Annotated in this window: 20 protein-coding genes and 1 riboswitch; of the genes, 12 read left to right on the top strand and 8 right to left on the bottom strand. The window is 53.7% G+C overall.

Going from position 1 to position 20550, the window contains the following annotated elements; genetic code table 11:
* Window positions 1-51: 51 nt before the first annotated feature.
* Window positions 52-483, bottom strand: a complete 432-nt coding sequence (locus VV869_RS01385; protein WP_337733232.1) for an HIT family protein — start codon at window positions 481-483, stop codon at window positions 52-54.
* Window positions 484-676: 193 nt separating this feature from the next.
* Between VV869_RS01385 and VV869_RS01380 the strand changes: the two genes are divergently transcribed.
* Window positions 677-1282, top strand: coding sequence for a DUF924 family protein (locus VV869_RS01380; RefSeq protein WP_337733231.1), 606 nt, complete (start codon window positions 677-679; stop codon window positions 1280-1282).
* A gap of 63 nt (window positions 1283-1345) precedes the next feature.
* Here the strand turns inward: VV869_RS01380 and VV869_RS01375 are convergent, their stop codons facing one another.
* Window positions 1346-2308 carry a GGDEF domain-containing protein gene (locus VV869_RS01375; protein ID WP_337733230.1) on the bottom strand — a complete coding sequence of 321 codons (963 nt, stop codon included), beginning with the start codon at window positions 2306-2308 and terminating at the stop codon, window positions 1346-1348.
* A 344-nt stretch (window positions 2309-2652) separates the two neighbouring features.
* Window positions 2653-4383, bottom strand: a complete 1731-nt coding sequence (gene argS, locus VV869_RS01370; RefSeq protein WP_337733229.1) for an arginine--tRNA ligase — start codon at window positions 4381-4383, stop codon at window positions 2653-2655.
* 433 nt (window positions 4384-4816) lie between these two features.
* Here argS and VV869_RS01365 point away from each other — a divergent pair, with 433 nt between their 5' ends.
* Entirely contained in the window at window positions 4817-5410 is a 594-nt protein-coding gene (locus VV869_RS01365; protein ID WP_337733458.1) for a VOC family protein, read from the top strand.
* A gap of 81 nt (window positions 5411-5491) precedes the next feature.
* Here the strand turns inward: VV869_RS01365 and purU are convergent, their stop codons facing one another.
* On the bottom strand, window positions 5492-6325 hold the full coding sequence (purU, locus tag VV869_RS01360; RefSeq protein ID WP_337733228.1) for a formyltetrahydrofolate deformylase: 834 nt from the start codon (window positions 6323-6325) through the stop codon (window positions 5492-5494).
* 202 nt (window positions 6326-6527) lie between these two features.
* Between purU and VV869_RS01355 the strand changes: the two genes are divergently transcribed.
* The 7 genes from VV869_RS01355 to rnd all read left to right on the top strand — a co-directional run bounded on the left by VV869_RS01355 (window position 6528) and on the right by rnd (window position 14282).
* Complete coding sequence (locus VV869_RS01355) at window positions 6528-7019, top strand: group I truncated hemoglobin (RefSeq protein WP_337733227.1); 492 nt, start codon at window positions 6528-6530, stop codon at window positions 7017-7019.
* A 110-nt stretch (window positions 7020-7129) separates the two neighbouring features.
* Window positions 7130-9088, top strand: a complete 1959-nt coding sequence (locus VV869_RS01350) for an ATP-dependent DNA helicase (protein ID WP_337733226.1) — start codon at window positions 7130-7132, stop codon at window positions 9086-9088.
* Window positions 9089-9790: a tRNA (adenosine(37)-N6)-threonylcarbamoyltransferase complex dimerization subunit type 1 TsaB gene (gene tsaB / locus VV869_RS01345; protein ID WP_337733225.1), complete on the top strand. Its 702-nt coding sequence runs from the start codon at window positions 9089-9091 to the stop codon at window positions 9788-9790.
* A gap of 137 nt (window positions 9791-9927) precedes the next feature.
* Complete coding sequence (locus VV869_RS01340; RefSeq protein ID WP_337733224.1) at window positions 9928-10218, top strand: hypothetical protein; 291 nt, start codon at window positions 9928-9930, stop codon at window positions 10216-10218.
* Between the two features lie 141 nt (window positions 10219-10359).
* Window positions 10360-11265: an alpha/beta fold hydrolase gene (locus tag VV869_RS01335; protein ID WP_337733223.1), complete on the top strand. Its 906-nt coding sequence runs from the start codon at window positions 10360-10362 to the stop codon at window positions 11263-11265.
* Between the two features lie 122 nt (window positions 11266-11387).
* Window positions 11388-13073 carry a long-chain-fatty-acid--CoA ligase FadD gene (fadD, locus tag VV869_RS01330; RefSeq protein WP_337733222.1) on the top strand — a complete coding sequence of 562 codons (1686 nt, stop codon included), beginning with the start codon at window positions 11388-11390 and terminating at the stop codon, window positions 13071-13073.
* Between the two features lie 87 nt (window positions 13074-13160).
* The gene (gene rnd, locus VV869_RS01325) at window positions 13161-14282 is read left to right on the top strand and encodes a ribonuclease D (protein WP_337733221.1); all 1122 of its coding nucleotides are present in this window, start codon (window positions 13161-13163) and stop codon (window positions 14280-14282) included.
* An 88-nt stretch (window positions 14283-14370) separates the two neighbouring features.
* Here the strand turns inward: rnd and minE are convergent, their stop codons facing one another.
* The 3 genes from minE to minC are packed head-to-tail and all read right to left on the bottom strand — an operon-like array spanning window position 14371 to window position 16137.
* Window positions 14371-14634, bottom strand: a complete 264-nt coding sequence (minE, locus tag VV869_RS01320; protein ID WP_337733220.1) for a cell division topological specificity factor MinE — start codon at window positions 14632-14634, stop codon at window positions 14371-14373.
* Window positions 14635-14640: 6 nt separating this feature from the next.
* Window positions 14641-15453, bottom strand: coding sequence for a septum site-determining protein MinD (gene minD / locus VV869_RS01315; RefSeq protein WP_337733219.1), 813 nt, complete (start codon window positions 15451-15453; stop codon window positions 14641-14643).
* 21 nt (window positions 15454-15474) lie between these two features.
* On the bottom strand, window positions 15475-16137 hold the full coding sequence (gene minC / locus VV869_RS01310; protein ID WP_337733218.1) for a septum site-determining protein MinC: 663 nt from the start codon (window positions 16135-16137) through the stop codon (window positions 15475-15477).
* 222 nt (window positions 16138-16359) lie between these two features.
* On the opposite strand from minC, the gene VV869_RS01305 reads away from it, so the two are divergent.
* Together VV869_RS01305 and VV869_RS01300 are read left to right on the top strand one after the other, a co-directional pair.
* On the top strand, window positions 16360-16641 hold the full coding sequence (locus VV869_RS01305; protein WP_337733217.1) for a YcgL domain-containing protein: 282 nt from the start codon (window positions 16360-16362) through the stop codon (window positions 16639-16641).
* Between the two features lie 8 nt (window positions 16642-16649).
* Window positions 16650-17621 (top strand): lytic murein transglycosylase, encoded by a 972-nt coding sequence (locus VV869_RS01300; protein ID WP_337733216.1) that lies wholly within the window; start codon window positions 16650-16652, stop codon window positions 17619-17621.
* A gap of 227 nt (window positions 17622-17848) precedes the next feature.
* On the opposite strand, the gene VV869_RS01295 is transcribed toward VV869_RS01300, so the two are convergent.
* Window positions 17849-18244: an H-NS family histone-like protein gene (locus VV869_RS01295; RefSeq protein WP_337733215.1), complete on the bottom strand. Its 396-nt coding sequence runs from the start codon at window positions 18242-18244 to the stop codon at window positions 17849-17851.
* A gap of 369 nt (window positions 18245-18613) precedes the next feature.
* Window positions 18614-18797: riboswitch (Lysine riboswitch) on the top strand.
* Window positions 18798-18895: 98 nt separating this feature from the next.
* Between VV869_RS01295 and VV869_RS01290 the strand changes: the two genes are divergently transcribed.
* Entirely contained in the window at window positions 18896-20497 is a 1602-nt protein-coding gene (locus VV869_RS01290) for a Na+/H+ antiporter NhaC family protein (RefSeq protein ID WP_337733214.1), read from the top strand.
* Window positions 20498-20550 lie beyond the last annotated feature (53 nt).

The following is a 20550-nucleotide window of genomic DNA, read 5'->3' as shown; positions in this document are numbered from 1 at the left end:
CAAGCAGCCTGAACAGGCTGCTTGTTGTGTTTTGGGCGCCTTAAAACGCCATCAGGCAGCAGGCGTAAATCCGGGAATGCTGCTCAGTTCGTCCCGTAACTCTTCGGCCAGCGCCGTTTGAACGGCCTCACTGCGCTGGGTGCCGTCGGTATTCCCCCAAACCGGCCCGGGCCAGGCCACATCGGTTTTAAACCGGGCGATATGGTGGACATGCAGTTGCGGAACCAGATTGCCCAGAGCCCCAACGTTAATCTTATCAGCCTGATAATCTTGCTCCAGCAGAGCGGCGACCGCGCTGGATTCCCGCATTAACTGAAACTGATCGGCCTCGGGCAGATGATGAATTTCGGTCAGCGCTTCATGGCGCGGGACCAGGATCAGCCAGGGACCCAGGGCCTCTTTGGATAACAAAACCCGGCACAAGGGCAAATCGCCCAGCAGAGTCGTGTCTGCGGCCAGTCTCGGATGAAGTGAAAACTGCATCAATTGATTCCTTAAATGTATTGTGTGGCTCACATGCCGACACTTTGCCCATCGTGCTCAGCAGGGGCTGCGTTATGCTGTGACATGACTATAGGGGAAACCGTTCGTACAAGCCAGGGGCAAGCCAGCGATGTCGAACCGGGGTTCTGAAAGATTTCTCAAGGACAGGTAGCGTCGATGCAGGGGGAAGGAAATGACAGCTGATTATCAGGAAGTGCTGGATTTTTGGTTTGGTGAGCTGGATGAAGAAGTCACGGTCAATAACCAGAATTCACTTTGGTTTCAGGGCGGAGAGGAAACCGATCGCCTCATCTCGGAGAAGTTCCAGCCGCTAATGAGTCAGGCCGGTCTGGGTAAGTTGAGCCATTGGGCGCAGGAGCCGAGAGGGGCGCTGGCGTTGATTATTCTGCTCGACCAATTCACGCGCAACATCTATCGCGGTCTGAGTGCGGCGTTCCGCTACGATTCGCTGGCTTTGGCGATCTGCAAGCGGGGGTTGGCCAGCAACCAGGATGAGTCCTTGCGTCCGATTGAGCGGGTGTTTTTCTATTTGCCGCTGGAACACTCGGAAGCGGTGGAAGATCAGGAGGAGGCCGTCTTTCGTTTTGATCGCCTGCGCCAGTCGGTCTCTCCGGCGCATGCGGTGATTTTTGACGGCTTTTATCAATATGCCGTCAGCCACCATGAGATTGTGAAACGTTTCGGACGTTTTCCCCATCGCAATGCGGTACACGGCCGACTGTCCACCCAGGAGGAACTGGACTGGCTGCAGGCGAGTGGGCAACGCTTTGGGCAGTAGATGGCTTTCACGGTGATGGCCGGTGGTCATCACCGGAGGTGAATCCCGGCTGTCATCGAGGGCTCAGTTGAGGGGCAGAACCCGGTTTCTGCCCAGCTGTTTGGCTTTGTTCAGAAAACTGTCGGCCCGTTCGACGACGGCCAAGTAAGGTTCGGTGGCGTTTCGGGTCGCCAGGCCGAATGAGGCGGTGATTGATTTGACCCGCTGGCCGGTTTTCTTGTCGAGCACGGAAATGATCTCGATCATCCGGCGCAGGGTCTCTGCTAACTGGCGAACATCGTCATGGGTGGCGTTCGGGTAAATGATCGCAAACTCTTCCCCGCCGAAACGGTAGCACTGGGCTTGTCCTTCGCAGCGCTCGCGGATCCGGTGCGCTACCACTTTCAGGACCTGGTCGCCCAGGAGGTGGCCGTAGGCATCATTGAATTCCTTGAACTTATCAATATCGAGCAGGATCAGGCTGTACGGCTGTTTGGCCTGGGTGTAGCTCAGCAGATCGCGATCGAATGCGCGGCGGTTAAACAGTCCGGTCAGGGCATCTTCTGTGGCTTCTTTCTGGCTCTGTGCCAGAGCATGGCGCAGGGTGGAAATTTCCTCCTGAGCCTGACTGAGTTGGCCTTGAAAAGAGCCGGTCGAAGACTGTATCTGGCGTGACTCTTCCAGCAGATTACGGACCAGTTTCATGGTTGCTTCCAGCGACAATCCATCTTGCTCGGCACGCTCGAGTTGATTGAAGGTCTTATCCAGCATCTCTTGAAATGTTTCTGTGGCCGAAAAGGTATCCGACATGGTATGCGACAATTCCTGCATCATGGCAGCCAGGCTCTGCTTCAGTTGCGCCATATCCCGATCGGTTTTACTGGCCAGGTGCTCCTGATACAGGCTCTCGCACAGGCTTGGCGGGCAATGACCCAAAGCTTCGATCCCTAAGTCGAGCGCCAGGTTCAGTTGCGGTTGCTGCTGTGTGGTATAGGTGTACCAAAGGGCGTAGTTGGTTGGGGTGGTCGGGACTTTGTGCTTGATCATCAGTGGAACTGTTCTTTTTAAGATGTCCGTTGATTCCACAAAGCTGTCTTTGTTCATACCTTAAATTCCGTTTTTCGCAATGCGTTGTCTTCTGAAGACGATCATCCTGACCCCTGACGGCGGGTGACCGTATACACAGTGATCAGAAGCTCAAGGATGTGTCCTGATCATCAATCAAATTGACACAGGCAGGTGCACTGCTCGCGGGTGCGCTCAGATATGCACTTGCTGGAATAGTATTATTGTCGTTTTGATAAGAGTATAAAAAAGCCTCCTAAGGATACCTTAGAAGGCTTTGAATTTTTAGAAAATATTAGCGCTTTCTTGAACCAGCGTAGCAGATTTTACATGCGTTCCAGGGTTTCGATACCCAGCAGATCCAGGCCTTGCTTGATGGTATTGGCAGTCAGCATGGCCAGCTTCAGGCGGCTCTGCTTGATGGCTTCTTCAGCGTTCAGGATCGGGCAGGCCTCGTAGAAGCTGGAGAATAGGCCAGCCAGCTCAAACAGGTATGCACACATCACGTGCGGGTGGCCTTCGCGTGCCACGGTCTGGACGGCCTCTTCAAATTGCAGCAGCTTCGACAGCAGCGTTTGCTCTTTCTCTTCGTTGATCGCGATCGGATGGGTCAGATCAGCCAGCGCGATATCGGCACGCTTGAAGATGGATGCCACGCGGGTATAGGCGTACTGCATGTACGGGGCTGTGTTGCCCTCGAAGGCCAGCATGTTATCCCAGTCGAAGATGTAGTCTGTCGTGCGGTGCTTTGACAGATCGGAATATTTGACCGCAGCCATGGCAACAGTTTGCGCGATCTTGGTTTTCTCGTCGGCATCCAGCTCCGGGTTCTTCTCTTCGATCAGTTTGGTGGCGCGCTCTTCGGCTTCATCCAGCAGATCGGCCAGGCGAACGGTACCACCGGCACGGGTCTTGAACGGGCGGCCGTCTTTACCCAGCATCATCCCGAATGCGTGGTGCTCCAGGCTGACCTCTTCCGGTACGTAACCGGCTTTGCGTACGATGGTCCAGGCTTGCATCAGGTGCTGGTGCTGACGGGAGTCAATGAAGTACAGGACACGGTCCGCACCCAGTTGCTCGTAACGGTACTTAGCACACGCGATGTCCGTGGTGGTGTACAGGAAGCCGCCGTCACGCTTCTGGATGATCACACCCATCGCTTCGCCGTCTTTGTTTTTGTACTCGTCCAGGAACACAACCTGCGCGCCGTCATCTTCAACTGCCAGACCTTTGTCTTTCAGATCCGCAACGATCCCCGGCAGCATGTCGTTGTACATCGACTCACCCATCACGTCGTCACGGGTCAGAGACACGTTCAGGCGATCGTAGTTGCGCTGGTTTTGGATCATGGTGACATCCACCAGCTTCTTCCACATGTCAGCGCAGTAGGCATCACCGCCTTGCAGTTTCACCACGTAGTTCCGGGCGCGTTCGGCAAACTCAGGATCTTCGTCGTACAGTTTCTTCGAATCACGGTAGAAGGCTTCCAGATCGGCCAGCTCCATAGAAATTTCACCGGATTCAGCCTGAACGCGTTCCAGGTTGGCAATCAGCATCCCGAACTGGGTACCCCAGTCACCGATGTGGTTGGCGCGGATCACTTTGTGGCCCAGGTGCTCCAGGGTACGGACCACCGCATCCCCGATAATGGTGGAGCGCAGGTGGCCAACGTGCATTTCTTTCGCAACGTTCGGCGCGGAGTAGTCAACGACAATCGTTTGTTGCGCTTCTTTGGCCACACCCAGGCGCTCATCGGCCAGGGCTTTTTCGCCTTGCTCGGCTAGCCAGGTTTTGCTCAGGAAAATATTGATGAAACCCGGACCAGCGATTTCGACTTTGTCGGCAATCCCGTCAAGATCTAAGACGTCGATCACTTTCTGTGCGAACTCGCGCGGGTTGGTACCGAGCTTCTTGGCCACACCCATCACGCCGTTGGCCTGGTAATCACCAAATTGGGCTTTGGCAGACTGACGAACGGCGGCCGGGCTGCCGGCAGGGGCGCCGGCGGCTTCGAGTGCCTGAGAAACTTTATCGTTGATTAGAGCTTGAATGTTCACACGCCTATCCTTTAAATCATTGAGTACGCTAATGGTACGGGCTTATTAGCGAGGCAAAAACGTGACGGTATTCAAGAGTGACAGCAAGCAAAAAACCGTCAAAAATAGTCACGCAACCCGCGAGATGCCCGGAGGCATTCAGTATACAGGCAGGCGGTACGTGAATATTGTTGACGGGATAGCCCTCCGGAAGCAGAGGTGGTCTCTTGAATACGTCAGTTGCAATGCCTTAATAATACCCACAAACTTGGCCCTTTTGGCAACCCGAAAAAGGCATTGGCAGCGATTTTTTTTTCGTTTCGGGAAACCTGGAAAAATTATGCGCAAATCAAGCAGCGGCAAGGCCTGTCGTCATCTTGGTTTGGGTTTCTAACCCCGGGAAATTATGGATAATTATGCGTTCGTTATCCAATGCTGTCAGAACTGGAGAAAAATCATGCAGAAGTTACGCGAGGCCGGTCTTCACCCTGAGCAAATGTTGGCTCAATTGCCTGAATTTGTGGCTCGTATTGAAGCGCTGGCTCGGGAGATGAATCTCTCCCTGGCTGCGTATCAGGCCGACCATCTGGCACTGCGGGTCAATGATCGGGAGATGGCGGAGGCACTGCATCAGGCCTGGCTGGCATACGGCGAGGAGTGGTCCTGTACTCAGATCAATGGCCGCCCGATCATTGTGATTGGATTTCATCAGCCGTTGCAGGTCGGCTGCTGGCACATTGAAGCCCTGGAGCTGCCGTATCCGGGAGAGAAGCAGTATCCGCAGCAGGGATGGGAGCATATTGAATTTGTCATTCCGTCTGAGGCCGGCACCACCGATGCGCTGAAGGTCGCGCTGAACGAGGTTTTCCCGCAGCTGCCGTGGGACGAACTGGCCGCAAAGGGGATCAAGGTGAAAGCCAGCTCACCGGCGGGGGAGCATGAGCGGTTGCCGAATCCGACTTACGCGTTCAAAAAAGACGGCGTGTGTATCAAACTTCACCCGTGCTCACTCAAAGCCGTGATTGAAAGCGAGGCGAGCGATTCATAACGCTTCGAAGTGAGGCGGAGGCCGGGCCGGTGCTGGAGATCAGCACCAGTCCGGTTTGAACATGAACGGGTATCCGGCAGATTACAGGATCACGGTGCGATTACCGTGGACGAAGACCTTGTCTTCAAGTACCAGTCCCAGCGCTTTGCTGAGCACGGATTTCTCGACATCCCGCCCGGAACGGGCCATGTCCTCAGCGCTGAAGTTATGATCCACCGGGATCACGTTTTGGGTGATGATCGGCCCTTCGTCCAGATCATTGGTGACGAAGTGGGCGGTTGCGCCAATGATTTTCACCCCGCGCTCAAAAGCCTGCAGGTAAGGTTTAGCCCCGATGAAAGCGGGTAAGAAACTGTGGTGGATATTGATGATTCTGTTTGGGAAACGGGCGACAAATCCAGCCGTCAGGATCCGCATGTATTTCGCCAGCACCACGTAATCAGGTTGGTATTGTTCCACCGCGGCCAGAAGCTCCGCTTCGTGCTCTTCCCGGCTGAGGCCTTCGTGGCACACATGGTGGAAGGGGATCTCAAATTTTTCTACCAGCGGTGCCAGGGTGTCGTAATTGCCGACCACGGCCGCTATCTCGACATCCAGTGAGCCGTCAAAGGCTTTGACCAGAATATCCCCCAGACAGTGGGCTTCCTTGGTGACCATAATGACAATTTTCTTGCGCGCTGAGCTCACCAGGCGACGGTGACTGCCTTCCGGCAGGGCCCGGTCAAGGTCAAACAGAAATGTTTCGTCATTGAACACCCCTTCCAACTCCGTGCGCATAAAGAACTGACGATTGGTGTGATCGACAAATTCGTTGTTGTGGATGATGTTCAGCTGGTGTTTGTAACAGATGTTGGTGATTTTCGAGATCAGGCCCATTGCATCCGGGCAGTCCGTGAGTAGTGTTTTCTTTTCCATGGTCTTCCTTGAACTAAAATGTATAACGAGATCAATGTACCTTTCGGGAGGCTACAGGCGAAAACGCTGGGACCCCCGAAAGGTCAATGGTCTCAACAGCATGATTGATATTTACCTTGGATTGATTTTGGGGTCAAAACATAAATGTTGAACGAAGGGATTTGGTGCCTGTCGGCGACAGCCGAACCTGCGAGGACTATCTATGTCTATTCAACGAACAACAATCCTGAAACCTCTCTGTTTGCTGGGACCTTTGTTACTGGCCGATCCGGTTGCGGCCGAAGATGCGAAAGAGCAAAGCCTGTATGAGCGGCTGGGGGGACTGGCTGCGATCGCCGTCGTGGTCGATGATTTCATCAATGTCATGGTGGTGGACGATACCCTCAACGCCAACCCGGCGATTGATGCCGCCCGCAAGGCGGTCCCGGCACCTTATTTGAAGTACCATGTGACGTCCATGGTGTGTCAGGCAACCGGGGGACCGTGTGCTTATACCGGGCGTTCCATGGAAGAGGCACATAGCCATCTCAATATCACGCAGGCGGAGTGGCAGCGGATGGTTCAGCTGCTGCGGGGGACCTTCAACAAGTTTGAAGTGCCTGAACAAGAGCAGGAAGAGCTGTTGCAGATCGTCTATTCGACCAAATCAGCGATTGTAAAATCCGCTGAGGAGCCGGCAGCCGAAACAGAATAAGTTGCTTGTTTGCCCGGGGAATTAATGATGGTCGCCTGACAGGAAAGTTGGCATAATGGACAGTTCGATCACTGTATAAATAACCAATATTCAGCCGATATTCTGACTCTATGATTGCCAAGTTTTTTGCCGCCGGGGGCGCTTTGGATAAAGCGATTCCGGGATTTCAGGCGCGCCAGCCCCAAATCGAGATGGCTGAAGCGGTGGCGGATGCCATCGAAACACAGACCCAGTTGGTGGTTGAAGCGGGAACCGGAACCGGCAAGACGTTCGCGTACCTGGTTCCGGCGCTGGTCAGCGGCAAGAAAACCATTATCTCCACCGGCTCGAAAAACCTTCAGGAGCAGTTGTTCCACCGTGATCTGCCCTTAATGGCAAATGCTCTGGGCTTTACCGGCCGGGTGGCATTGCTCAAGGGGCGGGCCAACTATCTCTGCCTCGATCGCCTCAGCCGCCAAATCACCGAAAGCCACGGGACCCATGTCGATCCGACGCTACTGAGCCAGTTGGTGAAAGTGCGCACCTGGTCCTCGACCACACATAGCGGTGATCTGGGAGAGTGTGATACGGTGGCGGAAGACAGTCCGGTGTTGCCGATGATCACCTCGACCAACGATAACTGTCTGGGGCGGGAGTGTCCGTCCTACGATGAGTGTTTTGTGGTCAAAGCCCGGCGCAGAGCGATGGAAGCCGATGTGGTGGTGGTCAACCATCACCTGTTTCTGGCTGACTTGGCGATCAAGGAAATCGGTTTTGGCGAGCTGATCCCTGAAGCGGAAGTGTTCATTTTCGATGAAGCGCATCAGATCCCGGATATTGCCAGCCAGTATTTCGGCCAGAGCCTGACCAGCCGTCAGTTGCAGGAACTGGCCAAAGATGTCGAGATTGGCTATCGCACCGAAGCCAAAGACATGCGCCAACTGCAAAAAACTGCCGATCGCCTGTCGCAGGCGGCCTCGGAGATGCGACTGGTGCTGGGCGAGCCCGGATTTCGTGGCAACTGGCGTGAAGCCGTGACCAGCCCGGCCATCCAGCGCGAACTGACCCGGCTCAATGATGCCCTGGATCTGACTCATGAAGTGCTGAAGCTGGCACTGGGACGGAGCCAACTGCTGGATGCGGCGTTTGAGCGGGCGACCTTGCTCAAGGCCAAACTGGCCCGGCTGAGTGATACCACGATCACCGGCTATTCCTACTGGTATGAATGCACCCCGCGCCATTTCAGCCTGAATATTACCCCTTTGTCGGTGGCTGAAAAATTTCACGAACAGATAGAACAGCACCCCGGCGCCTGGATTTTCACCTCGGCAACCCTGGCGGTGGATGATGATTTCAGCCATTTCAGTCATCGCCTTGGCCTGACGCCCAAACGTCAGTTTGCCCTGGAAAGCCCGTTTGACTATACCCAGCAGGCGTTGCTGTGCGTCCCGCGTTTTTTACCTGAACCCAATAGTTTCGGCATTGCGGATCGTCTGGTCGCGATGCTGGCTCCGGTGATTGAAAGCAACCAGGGCCGCTGTTTTTTCCTGTGTACCTCGCACCAGATGGTACGGGATCTGGCCGAAGGGTTTCGGGCCGTGCTCGATTTACCGGTGCTGGTGCAGGGGGAAACCACCAAGTCGAAACTGTTGGCCGAGTATATCGAGCTGGGAAATGCGCTGCTCATTGCCACCGGCGCTTTTTGGGAAGGGGTGGATGTTAGAGGCCAGGCCTTGAGCTGTGTTATTATCGATAAATTGCCTTTTACGGCGCCGGACGACCCGCTGCTCAAAGCGCGGATCGAGGATTGTCGCTTGCGTGGCGGCGATCCGTTCGCGCAGGTTCAGGTCCCCGATGCCGTGATCACTCTGAAACAAGGGGTGGGGCGTCTGATCCGCGATCAGCAGGACAAAGGGGTTCTGGTGATTTGCGATAACCGTTTAGTGACGCGCCCTTACGGCGCAGTCTTTTTAAGAAGTCTGCCACCGATCCCACGAACCCGGGATGTTGACGGTGTCGGACAGTTTTTGTCTGTGGTGAATGGTCATGATCATGCCGTTCACAGTAAAGACCAGCATTCAGAGGCTTGAATGAGCACCAAAATCCTTGCAGTTGATACTGCAACTGAAAATTGTTCCGTTGCCTTGATGGTAGGTAACGCCGTTATTTCACGCTGCGAGTATGCCCCGCGTGAGCACACCACCAAAATTCTGCCGATGGTCGATGCCGTACTGGCTGAAGCCGGCGTGAAACTGAATCAGCTGGACGCACTGGCCTTCGGTCGTGGGCCCGGCAGCTTTACCGGCGTTCGCATTGGGATTGGGATTGCGCAGGGCCTGGCCTTCGGGGCGGATTTGCCGATGCTGGGGATCTCCACACTGGCGGCGATGGCGCAGGGGACTTACCGGATCCACCAGGCAGAGCAAGTACTGACCGCGATTGATGCCCGGATGGGAGAAGTGTATTGGGGACAGTATCGTCGTCAGGCCGATGGTGACTGGCAGGTTGTTGGCCGTGAGTTGGTGATCCAGCCGGCCAGCCTGAGTGAACAGCTGACGGAAACCCAGGGCCTGTGGCTGACCGCCGGGACCGGCTGGGATGCATACGCGGAACAACTGGCGACATTGCCGTTGGAACGCCAAGCCGGTGAAGTGCTGTATCCGGATTCTCAGGACATGGTCCGCCTGGCACCGTTTGCCCTGGCACGCGGCGAAGCTGTCGCAGCTGAGCATGCCAGTCCGGTTTACCTGCGTGATACGGTGACCTGGAAGAAACTGCCAGGCCGCGAATAAGATCTGGTCAGCCGGATGAGGCGTCGTCGGAAAATGGCGTCGCCGGAAAAATGTGTCGTGGCAGTTGCACAAAGCGCTGCCGCGGCGCACAATCTCAGTTAAGGATTGAATTTCAGTTTTCCTGACAGGGCCTGCTTATGGTGTCAATTCCGCGTTTACCGACCGCCATTCCGGCGACCCAGAAAAATCCGGTCCATAAACCGGATCGCGCTGCTGCTTCTGCGCAACCGGCTGAGCCGACCGGGGGGGCGAAAGCGGTTACTAAAACGGTCGCAAATCCGGCTTTATTGCAACAAGCCCACGCCAATATTCAATACGACCAGCCGGAAGGCAAACACCGCGAGGCGCTCGACACCTATCTGGGCGTGATGCATCAGAGCCGCAAAGAAGCCCTGTCGGACCTGGTGGGTGTGGATGTCTATGTCTGAACGCGCCTAACCAACCTGGCTGAATCATAAGCAATGATCCACGCATTTTCCCCCTTAAATTACGAATTATCGGGCCATATCCTTGCAATTGTGGTAGTCTGCGCGTCAGTCACACCGCATTCTGAGTAAATTCCATCGCACATGTTTGAGACCAACTTCCGGCTGGCTGAGCTTTCGCTGGCGGGGCTGAGTTCATTTGCTCACCCTGGTGGCGTGGTGCAAACAGCGTCCCCGGTCGTGTTACCCGATGATGGACGGCCCCTACTGCTGTTTTTACATGGCTGGCAGGATAATGCCGCCAGTTTTGATGCGTTGTTTTCCCGGCTGACACCAGCTTGTCACTGGGTTGCGGTCGATTGGCCTGGGCATGGCTGGTCTCCGTCCCGCAGTGCGGATAATTATTATCACTTCTTTGATTATCTGGATGATGTACATCAGTTGATGGCGTTGATTCCGTCGCGGGAGATTGTGCTGGTGGGCCATTCTCTGGGCGCGCTGGTCAGTGGTTGCTATGCCGCGGCTTACCCGGAACAGGTCACCGGTCTGGTGCTGATTGAAGGCCTGGCGCCGTTATATGAAGCACCGGAGCAGGTGGTTGAGCGCCTGCGCCAGGGGCTGAAAGGGCGCCAGCGTTACCGGGAGTTCGCCGAGCGCTTTGCCTCCCGCCGGATGGGGTCTTTCGACGAAGCCCTGGCCCTGCGTTGCGCGGTAAATTCTCTGTCAGCGTCCCAGTTGACGCCCCTGGTGAAGCGCGCCCTGTGTCGTGATGAACATGGGTGGTACTGGCGTCATGACAGCCGCTTACGCTGTGACTCCCTGTATCGCATGAGCGAGGATCAGGCCAAAGCGCTGATGAGCGCGGTCGGCTGTCCGGTGTTGTCCATTATCGGCGCGCATGGTTTTACCCGTCTGAAACAGCCCGAAGGCGGGTTCGACTGGTTGCCGCGGGCCGAGCAGGTTGAAGTGGCCGGGGGCCATCACTGTCATCTCGAAAGTCCGCAAGCGGTGTGTGATCAAATCATAAAGTTTCTATCCCAGTTCAAATAACTGGTCTAATCAGTTGTTACTTGTTTGTTAATTGTGCTGTAATGGTTCGGTAAACAGTTGTTTAAATTCGTCCATGCAGCCATAGCTGGCGCCAGCGCCATGTCATAAAAGGAGAGTGCAAAGTGGATAAGGTTTGGCTTAACCGCTATCCGGCAGATGTACCGGCAGAGATCAACCCGGATTGCTATCCGTCCCTGGTTGAAATGTTTGAGCAGTCTGTACAGAAATATGCGGATCAGACGGCATTCATTAATATGGGTCAGGTGATGACCTTCCGCAAACTGGAAGAGCGCAGCCGCGCCTTTGCCGCCTATCTGCAAAACGAGCTGAAGTTGCAGAAAGGGGACCGGGTTGCGGTCATGATGCCAAACCTGTTGCAATACCCAATTGCTTTATTCGGTATTCTCCGTGCCGGTTGTGTGGTGGTCAACGTTAACCCGCTGTATACACCGCGTGAGCTGGAGCACCAGCTGAATGACTCCGGTGCCAAAGCGATTGTGATCGTGTCGAACTTTGCCCACACGCTGGAAACGGTGGTGAAAAACACCGGCGTGAAACATGTGGTGCTGACCAGCCTGGGCGATCAGCTGTCTCGTCCGAAAGGCACGCTGGTGAACTTCGTGGTCAAATACATCAAGAAGATGGTGCCCAAGTACCATTTGCCGCATGCGACCTCCATGCGGATGGCGCTGCGCAAAGGCCGCCGGATGCAGTATGTGAAGCCGTTTATGTCCGGCGATGATACGGCCTTCTTGCAATACACCGGCGGGACGACCGGGGTTGCCAAAGGTGCAATCCTGACGCACCGCAACATGCTGGCCAACGTGATGCAGGCCAAAGGGGCCTACGGACCGGTCCTGACCGAAGGACGCGAGCTGATCGTCACTGCGTTGCCGCTGTACCACGTGTTTGCCTTGACGGTGAACTGCCTGCTGTTTATTGAAATGGGCGGCCGTAACCTGCTGATCACCAACCCGCGTGATATTCCGACCTTCGTCAAGGAGCTGCAGCGTTATCCGTTTACGGCCATCACGGGCGTGAACACCCTGTTTAATGCGTTAGTGAACAACGAAGATTTCCATGAGCTGGACTTCAGCAACCTGCGCCTGTCCGTTGGCGGCGGGATGGCGGTCCAGCGCGCCGTGGCTGAGAAATGGAAACAAATCACCGGCAACTACCTGCTCGAAGGTTACGGCCTGACCGAGTGTTCCCCGCTGGTGGCGGCTTATCCGTATGACTTGGTTGATTATAACGGCTCGATTGGCTTGCCGGTGCCGTCGACGGAAGTGCGCATCGTCGATGATGAAGGACAGTTGCTGGGCAATGATCAGGTGGGTGAGTTGCAGGTCCGTGGGCCGCAGGTGATGCAGGGTTACTGGCAGCGTCCGGAAGCGACCAAAGAAGTCCTGACGGCCGATGGCTGGTTGTCGACCGGTGATATCGTGAAGTTTGACGAGGATGGTTTCCTGCATATTGTTGACCGCAAGAAAGATATGATTCTGGTCTCCGGCTTCAATGTCTACCCGAACGAAATTGAGGATGTGGTTGCGCTGCACAGCAAGGTGCTGGAAGTGGCTGCAATTGGCCAGCCGAGCGGTGCTTCGGGGGAAGTGGTGAAGGTCTGCGTGGTGAAACGTGATCCGAGTCTGACCCGCGATGAACTGCTGATGCATTGCCGCGAGCACCTGACCGGGTACAAAGTGCCGAAAGTGGTGGAATTTCGCGATGAACTGCCGAAAACCAATGTCGGTAAAATCTTGCGCCGTGCGCTGCGGGAAGAGTCCGATAAGCAGGCGCAGGAAGCATAAGTCCTGATTTCAGGTTACAATAAATGAGCTGTGGAGTGCCGGCATGATGCCGGCACTTTCTTTTCGATCGCAACGTAAAGGTTTGCTGTGAATTTTGAAATTGTAACAACAACAGAGCGGTTGCAGGTCGTGTGCGAGCAGGCCCGTCACCAGTCTGCTGTGATGCTTGATACCGAGTTCGTCCGTACCCGTACCCTGTACCCGAAACTGGGGCTGATCCAGCTGTTTGACGGTCAATGCCTGGCGTTGATTGATCCGCTGGCGATGGATGATTTGTCGCCGTTGTGGGCACTGCTGCGGGATCCGGCGGTCACCAAGGTTCTGCACGCCTGCGGTGAAGATCTGGAAGTATTTCAGTATTACGCCGGTTGCTTACCGGAGCCGATGGTCGATACCCAGGTGATGGCCGCTTTTCTCGGCTACGGGGTATCCACAGGTTTCGGGACACTGGTGAACGATTTCTTAGGGATTGAGCTGGATAAAGGGGAAGCCCGGACCAACTGGCTGGCGCGACCGCTGACGCCGAAGCAGCTCGATTACGCCGCTGCAGATGTGTTCTACCTGCTGCCGCTGTACGAGAAACTTCGGGCGCAGGTTGAAGCCAAGGGCTGGCAGGAAGCCCTGGTTCAGGAATGCCAGACCCTGATGGCCAAACGGGTGAAAACACTCGACCCGGATAAAGCGTATCTGGATATTAAAAATGCCTGGCAGTTGGATCCCAAGCAACTGGCCGTCTTACAACAGCTGGCCAAGTGGCGGGTGCTGGAAGCACGCAAGCGGGATCTGGCGTTGAACTTTATCGTCAAAGAGCTCCATTTATGGAAAGTGGCGCGGTTTAACATTCAGTCCAAGGCGGTGATGGCGAAAGAAGGCTTTGATCCGATGGAGATCCAGCGCCATGGTAACCGACTGGTGAAAATGGTTCAGGAAGTGGAACAAATGTCGCCGCAAGCCTATCCGGAGCTGGTGGTTCGTCTGGTGGATCTACCGGGTTATAAGCAGCTGGTGAAACTGATCAAAGATCAAGTCAGCCAGGTCGAAGCGCAGACGGGGCTGGCACCGGAATTTCTGGCGTCGAAAAAGCAGGTCAACCAGTTGATCTCCTGGGCCTGGAAGAAGGGAAGACCCCAGGACGCGCTGCCGGAAATGCTGGCGACCTGGCGCAAGCCGTTGTTTGAGGACAAAGTGCTGCCGTTGCTTGATCGCTAGTCCCGCACTGTTCCGGGCCCTGCGGCATTGGCTGAGCAGCTCGGTGACGGACAGATAAAAAAATGCCCCGGTCTGGCCGGGGCATTTTTTATTTATCTTCGTCTGGTAATGTGACGTTAAGCTCTAGTACCGACAGGTCTTCTTCGCGCTGATCCAGGTTCACGGTGACCTGGTCTGGCGTAATCTCAACGTATTTGCGGATCACTTCAAGGATGTCCTGCTTTAGCTGCGGCAAGTAGCTAGGCGTACCTTGAGCGGATGTCCGTCGCTCTGCAACGATAATTTGCAGCCTCTCTTTCGCCACAGTTGCGGTCGTTGTTTTTTTGGGGCGGAAGAATTCAAGCAAAGCCATACTGATTTAGCCTCCGAATAAGCGTTTAAGGAAGCCTTTTTTCTCTTCCTCCAGGAAACGGAACGGGCGGTCTTCACCCAGCAAACGTCCGACGGTATCGCCGTACGCGATGCCCGCATCGGACTCTTTGTCAAAAATTACCGGTTCGCCTTTGTTCGAGGCGTTCAACACAGCCTGGCTTTCCGGGATGACGCCCAACAGCGGAATGTGCAGAATTTCTTCAACATCCGTCACACTGAGCATTTCGCCGAGTGTCACGCGGGCCGGGTTATAGCGTGTCAGCAGCAGGTGGGTTTTCACCGGCTCCAGTCCTTGTTCGGCCCGAAGCGATTTTGAATCCAGGATCCCCAGGATGCGGTCGGAATCGCGAACGGAAGAGACTTCCGGGTTGGTGGTGACAATGGCCTCGTCGGCAAAATACAGCGCCATCAGGGCACCGCTTTCGATTCCGGCCGGTGAGTCACAGATAATAAATTCAAACCCCATCTTGTCGAGGTCTTTCAGAACACGTTCAACCCCTTCCTGGCTCAGGGCGTCTTTGTCTCGGGTCTGAGAAGCCGGCAGGACATACAGGTTATCAACGCGTTTGTCTTTGATCAGCGCCTGGTTCAGGTTTGCTTCTTCATTGATGACATTGACAAAATCATAAACGACTCGGCGCTCACAACCCATGATGAGATCCAGGTTACGCAAGCCGATATCAAAATCGATTACTGCGGTCTTTTTTCCGCTGAGTGCAAGACCGGATGCGATAGCTGCACTGGAGGTTGTTTTACCAACGCCGCCCTTTCCGGAGGTAACAACGATAATACGTGCCATCTATTAATTCCTTATTAAACCTTATAAAGCCAGGTGCTCAATGTTCAAATTATTTTCAGCAAGTGAGATAACGACACCTTTACCCCAGAACTCAGGATTGATTTTATCACTGAGCCAGTAGTTTCCGGCAATGGAAATCAGCTCGGCTTGTAAATTCTGACAAAAAATGTGTGCCTGTTGCTGTCCACTGGCCCCGGCGATGGCGCGACCGCGTAATGTTCCGAGTACATGGATGCATCCGTCGGCGATGACTTCCGCACCTGCACTGACATGATTCATGATGATGAGATCGCTGTTTTTGGCATAAATCTGCTGTCCGGACCGGACCGGGGTCCGAATAATTTTCGTCGGCGTCATTACCGGCTCTGCCGCCTTCGCCTGGCGGGCGGCATTCATCACCGCAAATCCGGCCTGTTTCGCCTGGGTTTGCAATAGGGCGTTCTTGCAGCCACTGATCCCGACCGGGATCATCCCGGCATCCTTGACCCCGGCCTGCAGGGCGGCGAAGTCAATGGCGGTGCCAGCCTGGCTGATGTCAATCACAACGGGAGCCGCGGCGAAAAAATTAGGCGCCTGCTCGACCTTGTCTTTGAGGAAGTCGGTTGCCTTCTGAATGTCCCCATCCACCAGGTGCAGGGCTGAGAGTGTAAAGGAACTCCCTTTTAGTTCTGCTGATTTTGTCATACTTATTCAATGACTGTTACGAAAATAGCCGTGCTGCGCGTTATCACATAGATACTTGCATGTTATATTCCCCAGGGTATATCAGCAAGCTATCCTTGCTCTAGCGTTGGAAATTCAGACAAGGCTCTCATCGACACCGACGAAGGGCGGCAATTGAAGGGAATGATCCTGGAAGATTGCGGTCTCAGTGAGGTGAGCGCGTAAACAAACAGGCGACTTTTGATGTTGTGTTCAATTTATAAAAGCCCGAAAAAAGAAAATACTTACCTGTATATCAAGACTAAAGATGATTTCAGTGACGTCCCGGAAAACCTGATGACCACGTTTGGTACGCCACAGTTTGTGATGGTACTGAAGTTGGACAACGGACGTAAATTAGCACTGGCTGATGTTGGGAAAGTCAAAGAATCACTCTCAACCGTGGGTTTCTATCTGCAAGTCCCGCCACCCGTGACTAATTTACTGGACCAGTATAAAGCGGATAAAGCCGCAAGAAATACCTGAAGGTGACTATGTATAAGCGATTGATATCGGCCCTGGTGGCCTTGGGATTAGGTCTGTCGACGTCAACGTGGGCGGCAGATGTCGGATTTGATGAATATGTAAGCGGGCTGAAAGTCGAAGCTCGGGAAAAAGGAATTTCAGAGTCGATTATCAACTCTGCTTTTGAAGGCATCCAGTTTATTGAGCGGGCCGTTGTAGCGGATAAAAACCAGCCGGAACGTAAACTGACACTGGATGAATATCTGCCTCGCGCGGTACCGGCCTGGAAAATCGCACAGGCCAATGCGCTTTATCGTCAGCATCAAGCGGTTTTGGATCGCGTCGGGCGTCATTTGGGGGTTCAGCCTCGATTTATTGTGGCGCTTTGGGGCGTTGAAAGTAATTTTGGCCGGTTGATGGGCAATTATAATGTGATTGAAGCTTTATCAACCCTGGCGTATGAAGGCCGGCGGGAAGCATTTTTTCGCAACCAGGTGATGGCTGCCTTAGAAATATTGGATGCCGGCCATATTACGCCGAAAAAAATGAAAGGTTCCTGGGCTGGTGCGATGGGACAGCCACAGTTTATGCCGACTTCCTTTTTATCCTTTGCGGTTGACGGGAATAAAGACGGTCGTATTGATATCTGGGAAACGGAAGCGGATGTTTTCGCCTCTGCAGCCAACTATCTGCATCAGTCCGGATGGGATGACCAATATACCTGGGGCCGACAAGTGCAACTACCGAGCCGTATCGATGCTGACTTATTCGGTGTTGAGAAATCGAAAGGGCGCTCATTGGCTGAATGGCAGCGTCTGGGCGTTCGTCGTTTGAATGGCCAAGCGTTACCCCGTGTCGATATTCAAGCATGGCTTATTCAACCGGATGATAATAAGGGTAGGGCATACTTGGTCTATAACAATTACCAGACCTTGCTGAAGTGGAATCGTTCACACTATTTCGCTTTGGCGGTAAGCCATTTGGCCGATCAGATTCGATGACTCCAGAGAAATAAAAAGCTGGATGTTTGTGTCTGGCTTTTATTGTGATTCAGATCGCCTGAATAAACTGAGTGAAAGTCAGGTTATTTACATTTTGGCAGACGGTGAGGTGAGGCCATTTGGGCATTGTTCGCCATCAGTCACCATCTCCCACTTTTTGGGGATATGAATCAATAAAAAAAGCCTGGCTCATACCAGGCTTTTTTTACGAGAACGATTTTGGAATATTAGATTTCAAAATCTTCCAGAGATTTACCTTCGTCCAGGGCTTTCTTCAGCGCAGAAGGTGTACGGCCTTGGCCGGTCCACGTCTTCTCTTCACCGTTCTCGTCGATAAATTTGTATTTGGCAGGGCGTGCAGCACGTTTTGATTTTGGTGCTTTGCTCAGCGTGGCCAGTAGTTCTTCAGGATCGATACCATCAGCCATCAGCATTTCACGGTATTGGTTCAGTTTATCCTGACGCTCTTTTTCTTTTGCCAGCTCTTCAGCTTCTGATTCTTCACGCTCAGTCACAACAGTTTGCAGCTTTTCCAGTGCTTCCTGAAGTTGCTCCAGCGTATATTCACGAGAAAGTGCACGCAGGCTGCGCAGGTTCAATAGTGCTTTCATTGCATCAGACATTTTAATTTTCCTGTTGGCATCAACTATTTTTAATAATAATAGCAGTCAAAAAACTATAATGGCAATAATAATACTTTTAATCACCTGATGCCAAACAAAATATCCAACCTTGAAATCAATTTCCTTATTTCGATTCGCTGAACCTCATTTTTAATAAATCGGGATGAAGATCTTCATCCCATGGTCTGAATATTCAGCTGGCAGTCAGGTTATTTTATTGCCATGTGTTTCATATTCTGTTTGATGGGCTTGATTGACTTTTTGATTAATTATTGCGCGATACGGCAAAATTATTCACTAATGTTGTTGATTTTTTCATTTTAACTTGTTGCAAATGAGCGCTGAGTGCGTAGAATTGACCATTCCTTGACTAAGGGTAGAGGCGCATTGTCTAAAAGTAGCTGGTTGGAGGGTGATTCCGACGAGAGCCAGCAAAAGGAGCCAATGCCGAAGTAAACCAGGCTTATCAAACCGGTTTGCTGGGGTTGTCACCGAATAGGGGCAACACTGCCATAGTATATAATTACATTAACTATGGAGCGCTACTGTGGGGTCCGGAATAAGGCTAGTCCTTTTCTAATGCTCTTCTCTCACGGCAACGTGCCGTGTTCAGCAGTAGATCTCCAACCAAGTTCGGTTGTCATAGAGATCATGAATATCATCGATTTTTCACATTCCTCTCTTTCGTTGTTGCCGCCATTGGTCGCGTTGGGCCTGGCGATTCTGACACGTCGTGTACTCGTTTCATTAGGTTTTGGTGTGCTGCTGGGCGCATTGTTGCTGACGGATTTTTCCGTCGCGGCGACAGCGGGCTATATCGGCACCACCGCCAAAGGCCTGTTTATTGAAGATGGGGCGATCAATAGCTGGAACATGAGCATTGTCGCCTTCCTGGTGCTGCTGGGGATGATGACGGCATTGCTGACGTTGTCCGGCGGTACCCGTGCCTTTGCGGAGTGGGCGCAAACCAAGATCAAGAGCAAACGGGGCGCAAAAATGCTTGCGGCTTTTCTGGGCGTCTTTATTTTTGTCGATGACTATTTTAATAGCCTGGCCGTTGGTTCGATCTCCCGTCCGGTGACGGATCGCTTTTATGTTTCCCGCGCTAAACTGGCGTATATTCTGGATTCGACTGCGGCACCGATGTGTGTCCTGATGCCGGCATCGAGCTGGGGCGCCTATATCATTACGCTGATTGGCGGCATTCTGGTGTCGCATGGCGTGACAGCCTATTCGCCGCTGAGTGCATTTATGCAATTGGCACCGATGAACTTTTATGCGGTATTCGCGCTGCTGATGGTATTCGTTGTGGCCTGGTTCCAGTTGGATATCGGTGCGATGAAAAAGCATGAACTGGAAGCCTGTCGCGGCCATGGCTTTGATGAAGGTGATGATGACAGCATGGCTCGTGATCTGAATGACGAGCTGGAAATCGAAGAGAGCGAGCACGGTCGTGTCGGCGATCTGGTGATGCCGATTGTGATGCTGATCCTGGCGACCTTCTTTTTTATGATTTTCACCGGGTATCAGGCTTTGGCGGCTGATGGCCAGGCGTTCAATCTCCTGGGCGCGTTTGAGAACACCGATGTCGGCACATCATTGGTGTACGGCGGGATTGTCGGCCTGATGGCCTCGCTGGTGCCGGTTTTCCGCCAGCGCCTGGCGGTGGGTGATGTTGCGCAGACGATGTGGATTGGTGCCAAGTCGATGTTCGGGGCGATTCTGATCCTGCTGTTCGCCTGGAGCATCGGGAGCGTGATCAGCGACATGGCTACGGGTAAATATCTGTCGACGCTGGTTCAGGGTAACCTGAATCCAATGTTGCTGCCGGTGATCTTGTTCCTGCTGGCCGGACTGATGGCATTCTCGACCGGAACCTCCTGGGGAACCTTCGGGATCATGCTGCCGATCGCCGGTGATCTGGCGGCGGCAACAGAGATTGCGCTGATGCTGCCGATGCTGGGCGCGGTGCTGGCCGGTTCGGTGTTCGGTGATCACTGCTCACCAATATCAGATACCACGATTCTGTCCTCGACGGGGGCGCGTTGCCACCATATCGATCACGTCTCGACGCAGCTGCCTTATGCGCTGTCTGTTGCCCTGGTGTCAGCCATCGGCTTCTTGGTGCTGGGCCTGACCAGCTCTGTGGCGGTGGCTTTTATGGCGTCGCTGATCAGCTTTATTCTGGTTTGTCTGGGCCTGCTGTGGCTGTCCCGTCGTCCGAGTTCTGTGGCTGTTAAACTGAAAAACTAACGGCTGGTGCTGGACACATCTCACACGATAAGCCCGCGAATATCGCGGGCTTG

This window comes from Photobacterium sp. MCCC 1A19761, assembly GCF_037389125.1.
Taxonomy (GTDB): domain Bacteria; phylum Pseudomonadota; class Gammaproteobacteria; order Enterobacterales; family Vibrionaceae; genus Photobacterium.
Note: the sequence above shows the minus strand (reverse complement) of the source record. Positions and strands in the feature narration are given on the sequence as shown.